The sequence below is a fragment of the Siphonobacter sp. SORGH_AS_1065 genome (assembly GCF_030818595.1).
Taxonomy (GTDB): Bacteria; Bacteroidota; Bacteroidia; order Cytophagales; family Spirosomataceae; genus Siphonobacter.
The window spans coordinates 33959-52229 of record NZ_JAUTAM010000005.1; the positions used below are offsets into that span (position 1 = coordinate 33959).

Annotated in this window: 15 protein-coding genes; 7 read left to right on the forward strand and 8 right to left on the reverse strand. The window is 43.3% G+C overall.

Annotated features, from left to right (window positions below; all coding sequences use genetic code 11):
* The first annotated feature begins 6 nt into the window (after nucleotides 1-6).
* Both QE390_RS20490 and QE390_RS20495 read left to right on the forward strand, forming a co-directional pair.
* A complete protein-coding gene (locus tag QE390_RS20490) occupies nucleotides 7-804 on the forward strand; it encodes a HipA family kinase (protein WP_307143589.1) in 798 nt (265 codons plus the stop codon).
* Nucleotides 782-1168 (forward strand): DUF3037 domain-containing protein, encoded by a 387-nt coding sequence (locus tag QE390_RS20495; protein WP_307143590.1) that lies wholly within the window; start codon nucleotides 782-784, stop codon nucleotides 1166-1168. The genes QE390_RS20490 and QE390_RS20495 overlap by 23 nt, the downstream gene beginning before the upstream one ends.
* Before the next feature lie 265 nt (nucleotides 1169-1433).
* Here QE390_RS20495 and QE390_RS20500 read toward each other — a convergent pair whose 3' ends face one another.
* The 5 genes from QE390_RS20500 to QE390_RS20520 all read right to left on the reverse strand — a co-directional run bounded on the left by QE390_RS20500 (nucleotide 1434) and on the right by QE390_RS20520 (nucleotide 8450).
* Nucleotides 1434-2738, reverse strand: a complete 1305-nt coding sequence (locus QE390_RS20500) for an amidohydrolase (protein ID WP_307143591.1) — start codon at nucleotides 2736-2738, stop codon at nucleotides 1434-1436.
* An 81-nt stretch (nucleotides 2739-2819) separates the two neighbouring features.
* Nucleotides 2820-3650 carry an AraC family transcriptional regulator gene (locus QE390_RS20505; protein ID WP_307143592.1) on the reverse strand — a complete coding sequence of 277 codons (831 nt, stop codon included), beginning with the start codon at nucleotides 3648-3650 and terminating at the stop codon, nucleotides 2820-2822.
* 753 nt (nucleotides 3651-4403) lie between these two features.
* The gene (locus QE390_RS20510; protein WP_307143593.1) at nucleotides 4404-5549 is read right to left on the reverse strand and encodes a Gfo/Idh/MocA family protein; all 1146 of its coding nucleotides are present in this window, start codon (nucleotides 5547-5549) and stop codon (nucleotides 4404-4406) included.
* 27 nt (nucleotides 5550-5576) lie between these two features.
* The gene (locus QE390_RS20515; protein ID WP_307143594.1) at nucleotides 5577-6950 is read right to left on the reverse strand and encodes a putative oxidoreductase C-terminal domain-containing protein; all 1374 of its coding nucleotides are present in this window, start codon (nucleotides 6948-6950) and stop codon (nucleotides 5577-5579) included.
* 105 nt (nucleotides 6951-7055) lie between these two features.
* Nucleotides 7056-8450 (reverse strand): Gfo/Idh/MocA family protein, encoded by a 1395-nt coding sequence (locus QE390_RS20520; protein ID WP_307143595.1) that lies wholly within the window; start codon nucleotides 8448-8450, stop codon nucleotides 7056-7058.
* Between the two features lie 359 nt (nucleotides 8451-8809).
* On the opposite strand from QE390_RS20520, the gene QE390_RS20525 reads away from it, so the two are divergent.
* From QE390_RS20525 to QE390_RS20535, 3 genes are all read left to right on the forward strand, one after another.
* Nucleotides 8810-10621 (forward strand): beta-galactosidase family protein, encoded by a 1812-nt coding sequence (locus tag QE390_RS20525; RefSeq protein WP_307143596.1) that lies wholly within the window; start codon nucleotides 8810-8812, stop codon nucleotides 10619-10621.
* Between the two features lie 377 nt (nucleotides 10622-10998).
* A complete protein-coding gene (locus QE390_RS20530; RefSeq protein ID WP_307143597.1) occupies nucleotides 10999-11475 on the forward strand; it encodes a hypothetical protein in 477 nt (158 codons plus the stop codon).
* Nucleotides 11476-11936: 461 nt separating this feature from the next.
* Complete coding sequence (locus QE390_RS20535; RefSeq protein ID WP_307143598.1) at nucleotides 11937-12092, forward strand: hypothetical protein; 156 nt, start codon at nucleotides 11937-11939, stop codon at nucleotides 12090-12092.
* A gap of 221 nt (nucleotides 12093-12313) precedes the next feature.
* Here the strand turns inward: QE390_RS20535 and QE390_RS20540 are convergent, their stop codons facing one another.
* Nucleotides 12314-13054 (reverse strand): imm11 family protein, encoded by a 741-nt coding sequence (locus QE390_RS20540; protein WP_307143599.1) that lies wholly within the window; start codon nucleotides 13052-13054, stop codon nucleotides 12314-12316.
* A 504-nt stretch (nucleotides 13055-13558) separates the two neighbouring features.
* Between QE390_RS20540 and QE390_RS20545 the strand changes: the two genes are divergently transcribed.
* On the forward strand, nucleotides 13559-14233 hold the full coding sequence (locus QE390_RS20545; protein ID WP_307143600.1) for a recombinase family protein: 675 nt from the start codon (nucleotides 13559-13561) through the stop codon (nucleotides 14231-14233).
* Between the two features lie 62 nt (nucleotides 14234-14295).
* Here the strand turns inward: QE390_RS20545 and QE390_RS20550 are convergent, their stop codons facing one another.
* Complete coding sequence (locus QE390_RS20550) at nucleotides 14296-14826, reverse strand: YfiT family bacillithiol transferase (protein ID WP_307143601.1); 531 nt, start codon at nucleotides 14824-14826, stop codon at nucleotides 14296-14298.
* A 929-nt stretch (nucleotides 14827-15755) separates the two neighbouring features.
* Nucleotides 15756-16613: an alpha/beta fold hydrolase gene (locus QE390_RS20555; RefSeq protein WP_307143602.1), complete on the reverse strand. Its 858-nt coding sequence runs from the start codon at nucleotides 16611-16613 to the stop codon at nucleotides 15756-15758.
* Nucleotides 16614-16893: 280 nt separating this feature from the next.
* On the opposite strand from QE390_RS20555, the gene QE390_RS20560 reads away from it, so the two are divergent.
* A complete protein-coding gene (locus QE390_RS20560) occupies nucleotides 16894-18210 on the forward strand; it encodes an MFS transporter (RefSeq protein WP_307143603.1) in 1317 nt (438 codons plus the stop codon).
* Nucleotides 18211-18271: the final 61 nt, after the last annotated feature.

The window sequence follows — 18271 nt, forward strand, 5'->3', positions numbered from 1 at the left end:
AAGCCTGTGAACAATATCCATAATGAACTGCGAACGGTGCAGGTAACCCGTTACGTCACTCCTTTGCGGGAGGGCGGTTCTTTGCCAGCCATTGTCGAAGCCGATGACGGTTTTCTTTACGTCCAGAAATTCAGAGGAGCCGGGCAGGGGATTAAAGCTCTTATTGCGGAGTTGATTGGTGGCGAACTGGCTCGTTTTCTAGGTTTTAAAATTCCTGAGCTCGTCTTCAGCGAACTTGACCCGGACATGAGTCGCACCGAGCCTGACGAGGAAATTCAGGATTTGTTACGCACCAGCGGCGGGCTAAATCTGGCCCTGCATTACCTCTCGGGAGCCATTACTTTTGATGCCCTCGTTACGACGGTAGAGCCCTTACTGGCCTCTCAGATTGTTTGGTTTGACTGCCTGATTACCAACGTAGACCGCACCGCCCGTAATACGAATATGCTCATGTGGCACCGGGAGCTCTGGCTCATTGACCACGGAGCTTCGCTTTACTTTCATCATAACTGGGATAACTGGCAAGCCCAGAGCATCCGTCCTTTTGTGCAGGTGAAAGACCACGTATTATTGCCCCAGGCCTCACAACTAGCCGAGGTAGATCGCTCATTCCGTTCCATCTTGACTCCTGAACGCATTGAAGCCATCATACATCTGATTCCCGACGACTGGTTACTTGTCGATCCTTCGCTGGGAACGCCCGAAGAGCAACGACAGGTCTACATTCAATTTTTACAAACGCGACTCGCCGCGTCGGAAATTTTCGTCAAAGAAGCAGAAAATGCAAGAAAAGCACTTATTTGAGTACGCCGTGATTCGCGTAGTCCCACGCGTGGAACGGGAAGAATTTATGAACGTCGGCGTTATTTTATACTGCCCGAAGCAAGGCTTTCTTCAAACCAAATTCATGCTCGACGAAAGCCGATTATCAGCCCTTTATTCCAAAATAAATATAGGAGAATTGTACGAACGATTACGGGCCTTTGAAAAAGTTTGTGCGGGAAAAAAAGAAGGCGGCGTCATTGGTCAGTTACCCATTGCCTCCCGTTTTCGCTGGCTGGCGGCTAATCGGAGTACAATTCTGCAAACCTCTCCTTTACACACCGGATTCTGTCAGGATGCGAACGAAACACTGTCGAGGTTATTTACGCAATTGGTAGAAAAATAACGCTCCTATTATACCTGTCATTCCAACACTTTATTTTCTGGTAATTAGTTTCTAATCGTTTCTCCCCGCAGTCGCTCGGCTCTGCCGAGTGACGCCATAACCAGAGGCCTCTGGCCGATCTTCTGCAAAGTAATGTTGAGTTGGGGCGTTTGCTTTAAAGATAACTTGTTGGTTGAGGCCGGCCAGAGGCCTACCGCTATGCAGTCACTCGGCAGAGCCGAGCGACTGCAATAGAGTTAATTGTCAACGTTCGGAACGTTGACAATTAATCTTTGTACACACATTTCCCTTCATGATACAAAGCCTTCACGGCTGAATTACGAGCTACTGCTTCCGCTGAACAACTGGCTTCCACCAAATTAAAACTGGCTTTATCCCCTGCTTTTGGCCATTGTTGTTGACCAGATTCATCCAAAGGAAGAACATTACCCGTGGCAATGCCCAAGCATCTGGAAAGCTCTAACTCGCTGGAATAGCCATACAACTGAGCCATCAGATTGGCCTTTTGAATCATACTTCCCGTACCGAAAGGATTCCAGTGATCGACTACGCTATCCGTACCTGTCATGACGGATACGCCGTGCTGATGTAGCGTAGGAATGGGCATGATTACCTTTCCAAAAGGAATCGTTGAAATGATCCCAATCTGAGCTTCCGCTAACTGCTGGGCGATTTCTTCGAGTTGTTTTCCTTCCAGTTTTCCCAGAATAAAGCAGTGGCTTAGAAAGGTTTTACCCTTTAAAACCGGATTTTCAGTTACCTTTTTAATGAGATACTGAACCGTTTTTAGGCCACTTTCGCCCGATTCGTGCAGGTGAATGTCAATGCCTTTTTGATAATCCAAAGCAAGTTGAACCGTAAAATCAATAGGTTTTTCAACGCTACCGTCAATGCTAAACGGATCAAGACCGCCAATGAAATCAATGTCCATCTGGGCCGCTTCCTTCATTAACCCTTCAGATCTGGAAAGACCATGTTGCGGGAAAGCTACGAGTTCCGCTGAGAAACCTTCCTTCTGATGCTCAAGGGCTTTCTGAAGATTTTTGAGCGAATTAAGCTGTGAAGCGGGTTCGATATTCACATGACTCCGGGCAAAATCAGAGCCTTTGGATTGTAATAATTCAATTAATTTTTCGGCCCGTTCCGTAGAGGTTTTCAGCATACCCGGCAGGATTTTCTCCTCCAGTGCAATCATATCCTTCACTGACTTTTGCCGCTTGGAACGAGCTTTCCATTCACCGCCGTAATAGGTTTTATCGAGGTGAATGTGCATATCTTTCGTGGCGGGTAACAGCAAACAACCTTTAACATCAATGGCTCCATCAACATCCCGATTAGGTTGAATGGCTTTAATCTTTCCTTCTTCGATCACCAGAACAAATAAATCTGTTTTCGTCCGGGTCACTTCCAGATCATCGCGTTCAAATCCTGTTTCCAGACGAACGTTTTTTAGAATAATCTGAGCCTTTTCCGGTTTCTGATGGACCGAATCCGCTGCCCAGGCATTGGTTACTAATCCAGCTCCCATAACTCCGAGGGTTTGTTGAAGAAAAGCTTTGCGAGTAAGCATCTTGGATATTATTTGAAGCTGCAAAAGTAGAAGCGACGCCAAAGAGACTTGTTATAAAAAAATCATAATAACTTGTAAATATTATAACTGCTCTCGAAAAGTACGGGGAGATATACCTGTATGTTTTTTAAAGAAATTGGAAAAATACGCCAAATCTTCGAAACCTAATTCGTAAGAAATTTCCTTAACTGACCGATCTGTAATTTGTAATAAACGTTTGGCTTCCAACAGTAATCGGTTATGAATCAGCTCTCCTGCCGAAAGGTTGAGGTGTTTTTTACAGAGAATGGTTAAATAATTAGGAGTAATGTGAAGACGGTCGGCGTAGAAGGTTACTAACTTTTCAATTTTATAATTCTCTTCGAGTAACTGTAAGTAATTTACCAATATCGGAGAAGCCTTTGAAGGAAAGGCCTGATTTCGCTCCAGCTCCCGACTGATTAACCGAGCGATAATTCGGCAACGTAAACCAATTAATGTCCAATCAGGTAGGGCAAGTAATAATTCTGCTGATAATTGATCAAATTCCTGCCGAAATAGAGGATACGCCTTTTCATCTAATTCAATAATTGGCGTGGCTAACAGAGGTGAAAACTGCAGGTAATCCGTAAACGTCTGCACCAAAGCCTGACTCATCATTAACTGATACCCTTTCGTATCATCCGCTAACTGCCAATGGTGTACCTGACCGGGCAAGAGAATATGAATTTGCTGGTTAGCGACGGGATAATCAACAAAATCAATCGTATGCGTTCCCGAACTTTCCTCTACCAGGAAGAACAGAAAGAAATCGTGCTTGTGAGGAACCGTAATCGTGTTTTTTCCATGAGTCAGATGGTCCAGTAAACGCACCTCGTTCCGTTCATTTTCCTGAAAATGGTCTAATCCTAAGGTCGGGAATACAGGATTCATGAAGATTTGCTGAGATGTTCTTATTGCGAAAGATACACAAGCGGCAGCCTTATTTTTTTACCCCTGAGCATTTGTTGGAATTACTATTCTAAAAGCCTTCTCTAAAGAATTTGTAATCAGGAGTGTTCGAAACCTTTAAGAAGAATACGTTTAGAATAGATAAAAGATCGTGAAGGTTTCCAAATCCAGAATAGCATAAAAACGTTTTCCTAGGTAGAGACGCGACTTCATCGCGTCTCTACTTGGTGTAGTAACTCTATTGCAGTCGCTCGGCTCTGCCGAGTGACGACTTGGCTGTAGGCCTCTGGCCGTCTCCCCAAAGACAATAGAAGTAAGCTAGATAGTTTGCTACATCCAAGTATTTTTCAATCCTATCGGCCAGAAGGCCTATTTATCTATTTCGTCACTCGGTAGAGCCGAGCGACTGCGAGAGAGTAATAAGAACGTTTTCCTAAGGTAGAGACGCGACTTCATCGCGTCTGGCCGGGAGATGAAAAGAATTAACCAGTATTAAAAAACGCCTCTTACCCAGACGTGATTAATCGCGTCTCTACCTCATGTAATAATTGCTAGTTGTATTTTGAAACGAGGACTAGACGAGCTAGTTCTTTCATTAATCTGAATGACAGAATGTTACATATCCCTCTTCTCAACAGCAAGCTACAGAATAAGCACCCCAAAAGATTGGATATGCTCCATAAAAAAGTTGCCAGCTTTTTCGCTGGCAACCATTGCGTAATGATCTTTATACAATTATGCTTTATTAAAATTTAGTTTATAAGCTTTCTGTTGGGCTTTTAAGGCTAGCTCTGTGGCCAGAAAACAGTGCTCCTGCGGCATGGCCGTTTCTGTGCGGTTGATGACATCATCAACCAGTAACTTCCCAAAGGGCAAGTCCATCTGGCTGCAATCGATATAACGGGTTTCTTTCTGGTTCACCAAAAACAGGTGATTCCCCCCTTCTCGCCCGGCAATATCAATGTTCTTACGGATTTCGATATAGCCATCCGTACCCAGAATGGTAAGACGGCCATCGCCCCAGGTTTTTAGTCCGTCGGGCGTAAACCAGTCTACCCGGATATAACCCGTACCACCGTCCCCGCGAACCATTAAATCTCCAAAATCCTCGAAATCAGGGTATTTTGCAAAATGAACATTCCCCGTTTGCGAAGCTACCACTTCAGCTTTAGTCGATCCGGTAAAAAACAAGAATTGATCGCATTGGTGAGAGGCAATATCACAAATGATTCCACCGTAGCGTTTGCGGTCAAAAAACCAGTCCGGGCGACTCATCAAACTAATGCGGTGAGGGCCCAGTCCAATCGTCTGTACCACTTTACCAATGGCTCCCTCTTTTACTAAATCTCCCGCTTTAACGGTCGCTTTGTTTTCAAAACGCTCGCTAAACATGATTGAAAAAATACGCTTCGTTTTCTTCTGCACCCGGCGTACTTCCGCTAGCTGATCCAGACTGGTAATGCCCGGTTTATCCACCATATAGTCTTTTCCGGCTTCCATCACGCGAACGCCCAGAGGACCTCGTTGATCAGGAATAATGGAACTAAGGATCAGTTGCGTTGATTGATCATCGAGTACTTCCTTCTCACTTGCTGCCTGCTTAGCCTGCGGATAACGTTTGGCAAAGGCTGCGGCTAAATCCGCTTCTTTCGAGTAAAAAGAAACCAGTTGTCCACCCCCACGAATCACCGCTTCTACCTGCCCGTAAATGTGGGAGTGATTAATGCCAATCACTGAGAATTTCAGTCGCGGATTGTCCCAGGTTTTAGCAGGCGTTGGTTTGGCTCTAGAGACCGTATTTGCCAGCGTAGGCAAGGCCATTAAACCAGCAGTAGCGGTTACCGATTGCCGAATAAACTGCCGACGATTTTCTTCTTTCATAGAGGTTCAGGGGAGTAATAGTTAGAGTTATTTCGATTTTTTTGCCAACTGTAACGCCTGTGTAGTGGTGTAATACTTCGAAATCATATTGGGCACTTCCCAATCGGGTAACTTCCCAGCTTTCAGATACTTGAGGTAATTTTCGGTTACCCGGCCAAAGTGTGCTTCATGACCATCCTGATACTTTTTGGGAATCACTACTTCCCAGCCTTTTTCTATTTTCTTCAATTCTACGCCCGGATACGTCTGCTGAATGGTTTTCAGGGCCGCCCTCATTTCGGCTTCGGTTACTTTGTTGGCAACGGGTTCAATAGTTAAGGTCGTTACAAAATTCTGTTCGGGTCCCTGACGAATAATCAGATTGGCTTTCGTTCCCCGCATGATGGAGTAATGCGTATCGCCGCCACCTTCGGGAGCTTTATACGCCCAGATTACGGAAACTTTCGCGTGAACCCCTTTCAATTGATAGTTGATCTCGCCATTACTATACACCTTCAGAATGCTGTCTTTGACAATGCTTGGTTTCAGGTAAGCCGGGAAATCTTTTTGTTTGGTAATCGCATCAAACTGACTACGAGTTATATCCGTCGTCCAGCGGCGAGCCGAGTTCAGCTTAATATCTTTCTGGTAATCAATGCTTTGTTCTGGAAAACATTCCCACTGAACCAGATCTACCAGGTGCGTGGTAACGTCAACAATCCCTTCCCCCTGCTGATTAACATCCATAAACCAGGTGGGCCGAGTAAGCACTTTTCCTGAAACGTATTTATAGAAATGGTGTACACTTTCCTTGGTTACTGCCGGATTGTCGGGCGTTCCTTTTTCCAGCTTTCCAAACACCGATTCAATCTTCGAGAATTCACGTTGCAACGTGGTGCTGATCTCAAAACGCTCCGTCATAATATCGTAGAGCAGTAAATTCTTCTTCTCGGCTGTGTCAAAGGATTCTTTCAACTTTTCAAAATCTTCGGCCCGGATGATCATCGGTTTATCAGAAAGCACATTGAACCCGGCTCCGATTGATTTCTGAATGTATTCGGCTTTTTTCTGGTTATTGCCTGCCAGCACCACCACATTACCCGCCTTTTCCTGAAGCATTTTCTCGAAGTAATGCTTCCCCTGATAGACTTCTTCTTCCCAATGAGTAGGGTTTTCCGCCCGTTTGTTATAGCCTTCAATTTTATCCAGATGCATCTGCAAATCAGGGCCATCGGGAGCGTAGACGTATACTTTTGGGCTTACTTCAGGGTACATGCTTTTTTGAACCAAAGCCGCATGAAAGTGGCCCGGGTCCAGGGTAATCAGGTGAACAGAAGCTTCACTGTTTTTCTCAGATTTTTCAGAACAGGCCATTAAAGCAGCCACACAAAAGCCCAGCAAAGAGGTTTGACGAAGATTCATTAGTACAGTTTAGTGTTTATTGTTTGGCGTTTTGAGTTTAGAGTTCGATGTGAAATTTCATCTTTTCGTCGGATTTACAACCCAAAACTCTAAACTCAAAACTTTTTAAACCCTTTTAATCGCGTACGCTTTGCGTTGGGGTCGGGATAGTAATTTGTTTGCTTCAGCGTCGTTTTTGAATTGCTCTTTTTGGGGATCCCAGTAGAGCTTTCGATTGAGTTTCATGGCAGCGTGATGCAGGAGACAAGCCGAGCAGGAACGATGTCCCACTTCTGCCGGAGCAATGGGTTGTTGATTTGCTGCGATACTTTCCAGCCAGTTTCCATGGTGTTCTTTACTGACGGCTAAATGTATCTCATTCGGCCCGATTTCGGTTGTTAACAACTTGGGATCACTCGCATCCAGAGCTTTTGAGGCCTGTTGTTTGGCCGAAGGATCACTTGAAGTAACCGCAGCATCACCCCGGGAAACGAATACCCAGCCGTCGGTCCCTTCAAACTTAATGCCGTTAGGTAGTTCGTTACTAACCACCATTCGAACGCCATTTTCGTACAGAGCTTCGGTCCGAAAAATGCCGTGTACGTCCCAGAGGCCACTTTTCGGAAAATCAGCTTTCCCCCAGATCTCTACCGGACCCGTTAATTCCGTATTCATCGCCCAGTGGGCACAATCAATGTGGTGTGATCCCCAGCCCGTAATCATCCCGGCACCAAACTGCTCACAACGCAACCAGCCCGGACGGTCATAACCTACCTGCGGGTGTACCCTTTTTTCGGTATAATACACCTCAGGCGTCGTGCCTAACCAGAAATCATAATTCAGGTTTTTAGGAATCGGCATTTCTTTTTCCTCATCGCCGGAAGGATCACCGGGCAGGCCAACATACACCGTTTTTAGTTGTCCGATGCGTCCATTCCGAACGAGTTCGGCAGCATAACGAAATTGCGAAGAAGATCGCTGCTGGCTTCCTACCTGCACAATTGTACCGGAACGCTTCACCGCATCGGCCATCATTCGACCTTCGCTGATGGTCAGAGAAGCTGGTTTTTGCATATACACGTGCTTACCCGCCTGCACCGCATGAATGACCATCGGAGCATGCCAGTGGTCAGGGGTGCTAACCAGCACGGCATCAATATCTTTGTTCGCCAATAATTCGCGGTAATCCCCGTAAACCTGCACCCCATCGTAATCTTTCCCGCTTTTTTTACTGTAATAGTCATTCACCAGTTTTTTGGCATCCTGAGCTCGGTTGGCATCCACATCGCAAACGGCCATAATCAGGGCATTGTCATACTGCCAGACGCCCGGAATATCATGCCCCCGGGAAATACGCCCCGTACCAATGGCTCCCACGTTAATTCGATTGCTCGGTGCATTTTTACCAAAAACAGAGGAGGGGACGATGCTGGGAATACCTATCAGGGCCGAAGCAACCGTTCCTTTGGCGGCCAGATCCAGAAATCTGCGTCGGGAAAGAGATTCGTTAGGGGTCATCATTTCATTGCATTTAGAGGTTTTGTCAGGCCGTCTTTTTCATTCCTTGATGGCGTTACCTATATGACTTCCAATAGGGCTTTACAACCTTACTCTTTGTACATAACTCTTTCATGAAGCTTAAAAAAAAGCACGATTTCATTCCAGGATTAACCGCGTAAGGCTCAGATCATCGACTATTTTTTGATAGAAAGTTTTAGCAGTCAGTTCTTTAGTCTTGGTAGTCATCGGTACGTTCCCTCTTCCTTTTTGAACCCTTCCTACTCAGACTTTCATTCTTTGTAGCGAACGAGTATAAAGGTTTGTTTTTGAGCTTTACTTTGAAGAATATGTTAACACTTCTTTCTTCCAGTTGTAAACGAATGAACCATTTCTGCTTAAGAGTTTTTCTGTGCATTACCGTCCTGTTTTACGGGCTACAGCTTCAGGCTCAGAAGCATACCTTTACTTTAGGTCAAGAGCATTTTCTACTCGACGGTAAGCCCTTTCACATGATTAGTGGCGAAATGCACCCCGCCCGCATTCCAAAAGAATACTGGAAACATCGCATTCAGATGGCCAAAGCCATGGGCTGTAATACGATTGCAGCTTATGTTTTCTGGAATTACCATGAACAAACACCAGGTCACTTCGATTTCAGAACCGACAACCGAAACATCGCCGAATTTATCAAATTAGCTCAGCAGGAAGGACTTTGGGTATTACTGCGTCCGGGGCCTTATGTATGTGCGGAGTGGGATTTTGGCGGTATTCCTCCCTACCTGTTAGCCCAGCCCGATCTGAAAGTTCGCTGCATGGACCCAACCTATCTGAAAGCTGCCGAGCGTTACATTAAGGCTCTGAGTAAAGAAGTTAACCATCTTCAGGTAACCCAAGGCGGGCCTATTCTGATGGTTCAGGCCGAAAATGAATACGGCAGTTTCGGTAACGACCGCCAGTATATGCAAACGGTGCAAAAGCTGTGGCTGAAAAATGGAATCAACGTTCCATTTTATACAGCCGATGGCCCGGCAACGGCCAATCTGAAAGCTGGCAGTTTACCCGGAGCAGCAACCGGACTGGACCCCGGAGCAAGTCAGGCTGATTTTGATCTGGCTCGTAAAATGAACCCTGGTGTTCCCGTTTTTTCAGCGGAGACTTATCCGGGATGGTTGACGCATTGGGGCGAAAAATGGGCTCGACCCGATACGACTAGCTTATTGAAAGAGGTTCGCTTCCTACTGAAAAACAAGCTTTCGTTTAACCTGTATGTCATTCACGGGGGAACCAATTTTGGGTTTACGGCTGGAGCTAACGCCTTCAAGCCTACGGAGTATCAGCCCGATTTAACGAGTTACGATTACGATGCTCCCGTGAATGAGCAGGGCCGCCCAACGCCGAAGTATTATGCTTTGCGTCAGGCCATTCAGCAGGCAACGGGCCACACCCCTCCAGCTCTGCCCGAAGCGATTCCAGCCATGGAAATTCCGGCCATTCATTTAAACGCTTACGGTTCGGTTTGGAATAATTTACCTCCAGCCAAACGAGTAGCTCAACCTAAGCCAATGGAGGCCTTTGGTCAAAATTCTGGTTTCATTTTGTATCGTACGAAATTGAACGCCCATACCAGCGGCAAGCTGTTAATCACAGAGTTACATGATTATGCTACGGTGTTTGTGGATGGGAAATACGTAGGCCATGTCTACCGGGATGAGGGTAACCACACCATCACCTTACCCAAAACTGATTCAAAAGAACCTATTCTGGATATTTTAGTGGAAGGCATGGGTCGCATCAACTTCGCTGAATTCATGATTGATCGCAAGGGAATTACCGAACGCGTTTCACTTAACGGCATGACGCTGATGGACTGGCAGGTGTATAATTTACCTTTTACAACGGATTACATTCAATCGCTGAAATCGTCTGCCGAAGTAGCCGGGCAACCGGGTCGTTTCTTTAAAGGAACGTTTGAGTTATCAGAAACGGCTGACACGTTTTTTGATTTGAGTACGTATAAGAAAGGCGTGATTTATATCAACGGTCATAACCTGGGTCGTTACTGGGAACGTGGCCCCCAAACCCGTTTGTATTGCCCCGCATCCTGGCTAAAGAAAGGGACAAATGAAGTCCTCATCTTTGATCAGCATCAATTGGAAGCGGCTACAATTTCGGGCAAAAAGACGCTGGAGTAATTTTCTTTTATACACAAACAGAAGAGGCACTGGACTGGGGGCCTTTTCTGTTTGTTGTATACGTATTACTCCCGCAGTCGCTCGGCTCTGCCGAGTGACTACCTAGCAGTAGGCCTCTGGCCGTCTGAGGCAAATAAAACAAACAGAACGCTAAAGAGCTCGCCTAATTTAAAAACTTTGACTACCATCAGCAAGAGGACTAGCTATTCATTCGTCACTCGGCAGAGCCGAGCGAGGGCGAGATTGAATATGATAAATAATTTTTAAGTATATATTCTAATTTTACAAAATACCTTAATTGTTTAAAGTATTATGAGCAAAAAAAAAGTAAGTGTGCTATAATGGTATACCTCATAATTTATCTTAATTCTTGTAGTATGGCAACTCATGATAGGAATGTTATAAATTTTAGTGTTCCAATACCAATTGTAGAGAAGAAGATCATTCGCATGAATGATTTATTAGATAGAACTCTTGTTAAAAATGGCGTATGGAATAATTACTTTTTTGATGTTGATAGTAATTTATATATAAATAGTAATAAGATAGGCAAAATAGGTTTCTTTAATGTTGATACTGTAAACGTTTTAAGCTCCTTAGATAAATATGAAAAAAGAGAGATGATATCAATAGTAGTCTTCTTAAAATCCAATGAAATATTTTCAACAGTCAAAGAGATGTCATGCAATTGTTATTTATATAGTTATATGCCATTTGTAGAAGATGATACATTCAAAACAGAAAATCCTATATATATATATGAAAAAAATAAAGACTATTCTGCTCTTTACAATTTTAGAAAAAAGATTGATCAAAAAAGTAGACTTATTTTATTAACCTATAAGAGTAATTAATTTCAATTTTATTTCATACGTTGTTGGTGTTTAGTGTAATGACAACAACAATGCATGATAAAAGATGATGATATAGAAGCGTAATAATTGCACAAAAAATCTACACATTGCTTTCCAAACTGTTCCAAGAGACAATCTCGCAGAACGGCACTTGGAGCTTAAGAAAAAGGTAGTTTTTAACTGTTAGTAACCAGAGACTGAGAGGTAGCCATCGTTACGGTTATTAAATGAAACAATCTATGATTAGTATAACTCGGAACAATACACGATGAAATATAAAAAGTAGTAATAATTATGGAAAGAATATTCCATTAGTTCATATGTCTAAAACTAAAGCAGTGCTCGAAGATTAGAAAGACAATCCTTAGTTTTTGGGGCGAGGCTTGTTCCTAGTGAAAGGTGGGGAGAATTATACCCCTTTTAGAAAGAAAACTACCTAACCATCCAAGGTAAATCATATTATGGAAGTACCTGTACTAATAAGCCTTTTAACGATTGCGAGCGGTTCCTTATCTGCTCAGGTGAGTGGTCGGGTCTATGAAGATATCAATGCTAACGGCAAGTTCGTTGCATTCGAGTCAGGCAAAGCGGGCCTGCTCATCAAAGCCTACTGCTAGGCGATCGCTCAAATCTGCCGAGCGACTACAGGAAAACATATCTGATTTTTATAGCATATATCAATATACATTAAAACAAAATTCATATAACATACAATATTCATTTAGAAATGATGAAACTCCTATGTGACGAAATCATATTGCTTCCCATTTATGATGAACAAGTAAAAGCTAATTATTATAAATGAATTTAAAAAGCCCTATTGACTGCGTTTCATTGGCTAGGAGAAAATAAACTCAGTATAACTAAGCCCTAAAGTTTCCGATCGCCTTTTAGCTCTTTCAGGCGAAATAGCTTCGTAACCTGTTATTTTAGCCGCTTCCATCTTTTTTAGAAGCCTATCAGAAATATAGCTTTTAGAGCCTAAAACTTCCATCCCAAATAAGTCTAATTCCTGGTCAAAATTTTTATTAAATACTAACTTATAAATGCCTACGTCCCGGCCTGTTTCATAAAATACATTTATGTAGTCTTGATAGGTCTGAATATTAACCGTAAAGTTTTCACCAAAATTGCGTTTGTGGTAACGTAAGTCATATTCGCACTTATCAAAATCTACAGTTTGTTCGCCTGTATCCAGGTCATAGACAAACCACCAATAGCCATCTATAATTTTTTCTTTCTGAACCAGAGTCGTTTCTAAAAATTTATGATTTTTGGGTAAATGACTACTCTCTAAAATATCTCGAAGTCTGTTATTGACCATAAAACCTCGCATTGAAAAGCCAATATAGTCTGTATGCTTTGCTTTTTTTTCCAGGGGAACTTCAATCAGTGGTTTAGCAAACTGCGTCATTCTTGACAACAACTGCCATTTTTCTTTGCTTGCATCACCCAAAAAAAGATCATCATACCATTTATTTTTGTCAATAAATTCCTTAGTATAGAGAGTCTGTCCCGCCCCATGGGTTACACCAACTATTTTAGGTTCCGCACTTCGTTTTATTTCAAAATATATCATTTCTTAAAAGTTGTTTTTGATAAAAGTATTAAGTTTTAGCCCTGACTGTTCTGCATTATTTATAATATTATGCATGTCGTTAATGATACCATTGACATCGTCAATTGGCCGCCATTCAAATCAAATGCGGATTGTAATTTCTGGTCCGCAAACTTAGTCTAAGTTGGCTACTTATAATGAATCCTTTTTTTCTTCAGTCGCTCGGCAAAGCCGAGTGAAGAATGAATAGCTAGACCTCTCGCCGGTAGTAGCTATAGTGTTTCAAGTAAAACAAGTCTTTCGTTCCCCGTTCGTTTATTTGCTTCAGACGGCCAGAGGCCTACTGCTAGGGGGCCACTCGGCAAAGCCGAGAGACTGCAGTCTTTTAGCAATAATCTCTTCAAAAACGCTTATGGCATTTTAAGAATGGTCGTTTATAAAATGCCATACATGTTTTATATTTGAAAAATGCGTTAGCTGAACTTATCAGATTTTCTTATCTGTGATCCTTTTACTGAAATTGCAATGAAGTATATCTGTTATTACCGGGTATCGACCAAAGGTCAGGGAAGAAGTGGACTAGGCCTGGGCGATCAGCGGGCGATTGTGGAACGATACCTTCGGGAGACGGATTCGTTAGTTGAAGAATTTACCGAAATTGAATCGGGACGGAAAAGTGAGCGGCCGCAGTTGCAGGCGGCCATTCGAGCCTGTCATCAGCATCATGCCAAATTGTTAATCGCCAAGCTAGACCGGCTCAGTCGCAATGTGGCTTTTGTGATGACCCTTCGGGATTCGGGCATTGACTTCGTGGCCTGCGACCTACCCGATGCCAATACCCTGACGGTTGGGATGATGGTAACCTTCGCTCAGTACGAAGCCGAACGAACTTCGGAACGAACCCGGGCGGCACTGGTTCAGAAAAAAGCCCAGGGGTTTTTGTTGGGTAAGCCCGAAAATCTGAACATGGCCGCTATTGTTAAAGGACGAGAGATTCGGACGCAAAATGCCTTGACTCATAAAGCCAACGTACAGGCAACAGAGTTAGCTGCCTTATACCGCAACATGGGCATGACCTACGCTCAAATTGCCGAAAAACTCAATCAGACGCACTACCAGACGCGTCGGCAAAAAGCGTTTGAAGGAAAGGCCGTGTATCGTTTATTAAAAAGAAAAATGGCGAATGAAAAACCATTATAAAAATGAAATGGCTGGTGTTCCCACCAGCCATGATAAAAGTAGTATTACCAAACAACCTTGGGCTAAATTATCGCTTCGCCCAGGGCTAATTTAATATGTGCTAAATGGTGCATCACATGCCAGGCCGACATGGCCAACGCCTGTTGCTGATTAATAAAATAGCCCCGCATGGGGTGATAATACGAAAGGTTTAACTGTTCCTCCGAAAGCGATTTAGCCAAATGAGCGTAGCGTCGGTGAACACCCTCTAACTGCAACAACGAATCTTTAATGGGAGCATAAAGGCTATCCGGCGTAGCAGCCCAATCATCAATTTTAATGAGGTTTATTGTCTTATAATCAGGATCAGTAATGACCTGTTTCATGCGGGTGTAATGAATCATCTGAATATCTCCCACATGATGAATAATCTGCCGGATCGTCCAGCCTCCTTCCCGATACGTTTTTTGTAAATCCTCTTCCGTGAGGTTTTCAGTAACCAGTCCATAGGCTGCCGGGGCAGTTTCAATTGTATAGAGGATGCGGCCAAATTCTTCATCCGTATAGGTTTCCTGGAGGGCGAAAGGGCCAATGGGGAATTTCAGGTGATCCATCTTTTCGTTTACAGTTTACAATTTTCAGTTTTCAATTGCTCGCGACCCTACTGCCGCTTTCACTACACATGGGAATGCTTTACCAGATTAGACCCGAAAGGCTAAAGCAAGTGAAATCATCTTAGCTTTCCAATGTCTTTTTGATTTTTGTTACCACCTGTTTAAAAATGACATTTTAGATAAAATGGATATCTTGTTCCTACCCTATAGCAGATTCCCATCTACCTTTATAATATAAGTATGAATCGAATCCTATCTATCCATTTTCTGTCATTTGTTAATTTTTAGTATATACGTAAAAAGAAAACCACCGGAAAGTGACTTCCGGGATTTTCTTGCAAAAACTGGCTTGTTGCTTACTTATCCCACTAAACCTTAGTTAATACGTTATTACTACCAATGCTCTATAATGATCTGGGTTGAAGCAATATACGTCATTATGACACATAAAACGCGTCGCCATCATGTCATTTAGAACATCTATTCTGTCTTGGGTAATACTGGAAAACCTGATCGGCGATGTAGAGTACGGTATCTTACTGGACAAAATTCCGGCTTATAAAGGTGACTTCTGTCTGAACCCGGCTATAGATCTAAGAATATATACATCCAATCATAGAGATCGGGTTTTTAGTATTGGAGTGTTTAGCACACTCCCTATTAAACAATTCTTACGCTTAACCCTATACGTCATTAAGTCATACTGAGCACATTAGCCTCAAACCAGGCTTTCAATTCTAGCTTTGATAACGAGTAAACAAAAAAACCGTCCGGCATAGCCAGACGGTTTTCAATGAATTAACCCACACCTTTAACTTTTTCGGTGAGCAGCAAAGGTATAAAATTGTTGCCACTATTTAGGTTATTTCAAAATAATAGATATGATTTTATAGTTTTTCTAAACATTTGTTTATAAAACGGGTAGGTAGTTAAAAAGTAGGTGAGCTTACCGATTCTTTTACAAAAGCTAGTAAATCTTCATTTAAACGCTCTTTCTCAGTGAAGTACAATCCGTGAGGGGCTCCTTCATACACAATATAGCGGGCACTAGGCAAGGCCTCTGCCAGACGTTCGCCTGAGGATTCAATAGGGACGGTTTTATCAGCATCCCCGTGAATAATCAGTGTAGGTACGTTAATAGAAGGCAAATCGGGACGGAAATCGGTGCTTGAGAAAGCCGCCGCACAGTCCAGCGTTGCTTTATAAGAAGCCGCATAAGCCCGTGCGAAATCTCCATCCAGGTGAGCCTGGCTTACAGCAGGGTTTAACAGACTTACGCCGTAGAACTGTTTGCCAAACGTTTGCAGGAAGTCCGCACGGTCCTGTAACAGATTTTCCGTAATTTCATCGAATGTACTTTGATCTACCCCGTCAGGATTATCTTCCGTTTTTAATAAATAAGGTGTTACCGCACTTACAAAAGCTACCTTGCTTACGCGAGCACCTGCGTAACTACTCATATAGCGGGCGATTTCACCGCCACCCATTGAGAAACCAACCAGTGTAACATCCTGAAGGTCTAATGTATCTAATACTGCTTTTAAGTCTGCCGCTAACGTATCATAATCATATCCATCCCAGGGTTGCGACGATTTACCAAATCCGCGTCGGTCGTAAGCAATTACGCGTAGTCCGTATTTGGGTAGCTCATTAAGCTGGTAATCCCACATAGAACTGCTCAGCGGCCAACCGTGAATTAATACTACGGGTTTGCCTGTACCTAAATCCTGATAATAAACTTCAATATCTTTACCGTTCGTATCGGTACCCACTTTTATAAAACTCATAGGAATAGTGTTTAATAAGTATTTGTTCGGATTAATTAACGTATGCAGGTATTAAATAAAATTGTGCCAGCTTTTCGAAATAAGTATTAGTTAATCGTTTGTAAATGAATAACATACTATGTAAACAAATGGTTAATAATTGGTTTTATTTGCTTAGATAAGGGGAATTAAGACCCGAATTAGGGCCGATTCAGGGTAAATAATTCCGGTATGTATTTTGGTTAATAGATGATTACTTATCAACGCATAACCCTCTCTCATAAAAGCTCCATTTTCTACCATGAATACTATTGACGAAAAGAAAAACTACCGCATATTTTACGAAATAGTAGTTAACTCACTAGCGGCTTCGCTGGTGAATAACTTTGTCTGGTTTGCTCTAACATTTTGGGTATATCTCGAAACCAAATCGGTACTGACTACTTCCCTAATGGCCGGCGTATATTCGGGAACGGTTGCATTGACGGGCTTTTTCCTGGGTACTATTGTCGACCGTTATCCTAAAAAGAAGTCCATGCTATTTTCCAGCCTGGGCTCACTAGTGCTTTACACGGCGGCTTTTCTGCTTTATAGCATGACTCCGCTGGCGGTTTTCAAAAATGTACAAAGTCCTGCTTTATGGATTTTTGTGCTTCTGGCTCTGGTGGGAGCTTTGGCAGGCAATTTGAGGGCCATTGCTTTATCCACGCTGGTAAGTGTCCTGTTACCCGAAGAAGAACGCGACAAAGCCAATGGATTAGTAGGAACAGCCAACGGCGTTTCGTTTCTGGTTGCTTCCATTTTTAGCGGACTAGCTATTGGTTACCTGGGTATGTTCTGGATGCTGGTTGTGGCCCTGGGACTCACTGTTTTGGTTCTTATTCATCTGGTTTTCAGAAAAATTCCAGAAAAAACCATTCAACATAGCGAGGAACATGCTCCGAGTTTCGATGTCCGAAAAACCATTGCCATCATCAATGCCATTCCGGGTTTGTTTGGTTTAATTTTCTTCAATTGCTTCAATAACTTCCTCGGCGGAGTATTCATGGCCCTTATGGATCCGTACGGGTTATCGCTGGTTTCGGTACAGGTTTGGGGGCTGTTATGGGGCTTACTTAGCCTTGGGTTTATTTTGGGTGGAATTGCGGTAGCTCGTAAAGGACTGGGAAATAACCCGTTACGGACACTTTTCCTGACTAATATCATCATGTGGGCGGTTTGTTGTGTGTTTACCCTGCACGCTTCTATTATTCTGTTAAGCATTGGCCTTTTCGTTTACATGTGCCTCATACCCATTATCGAAGCCGCCGAACAGACCATTGTACAGAAGGTCATTCCGCCTGAAAAACAAGGGCGGGTCTTTGGATTTACCCAGAGTATTGAGCAGGCCGCTTCACCCGTCACAGCTCTGCTTATTGGCCCGATTGCTCAGTACCTGTTTATTCCTTACATGACTACTGGTGATGGCATTCGCTGGCTGGGCCCCTGGTTTGGGACAGGAGCAGATCGGGGAATTGCCCTGATCTTCACAATTACGGGTATCATCGGCCTAGTCATAACCCTCCTCGCCATGCGATCCAAACCTTACCACACGCTCGCTAAAAACTACGAATCCTAACTTTGGACAAAATGACCCTTATTAATTAATACTTAATTATCAGACACTTATCAATAATTAA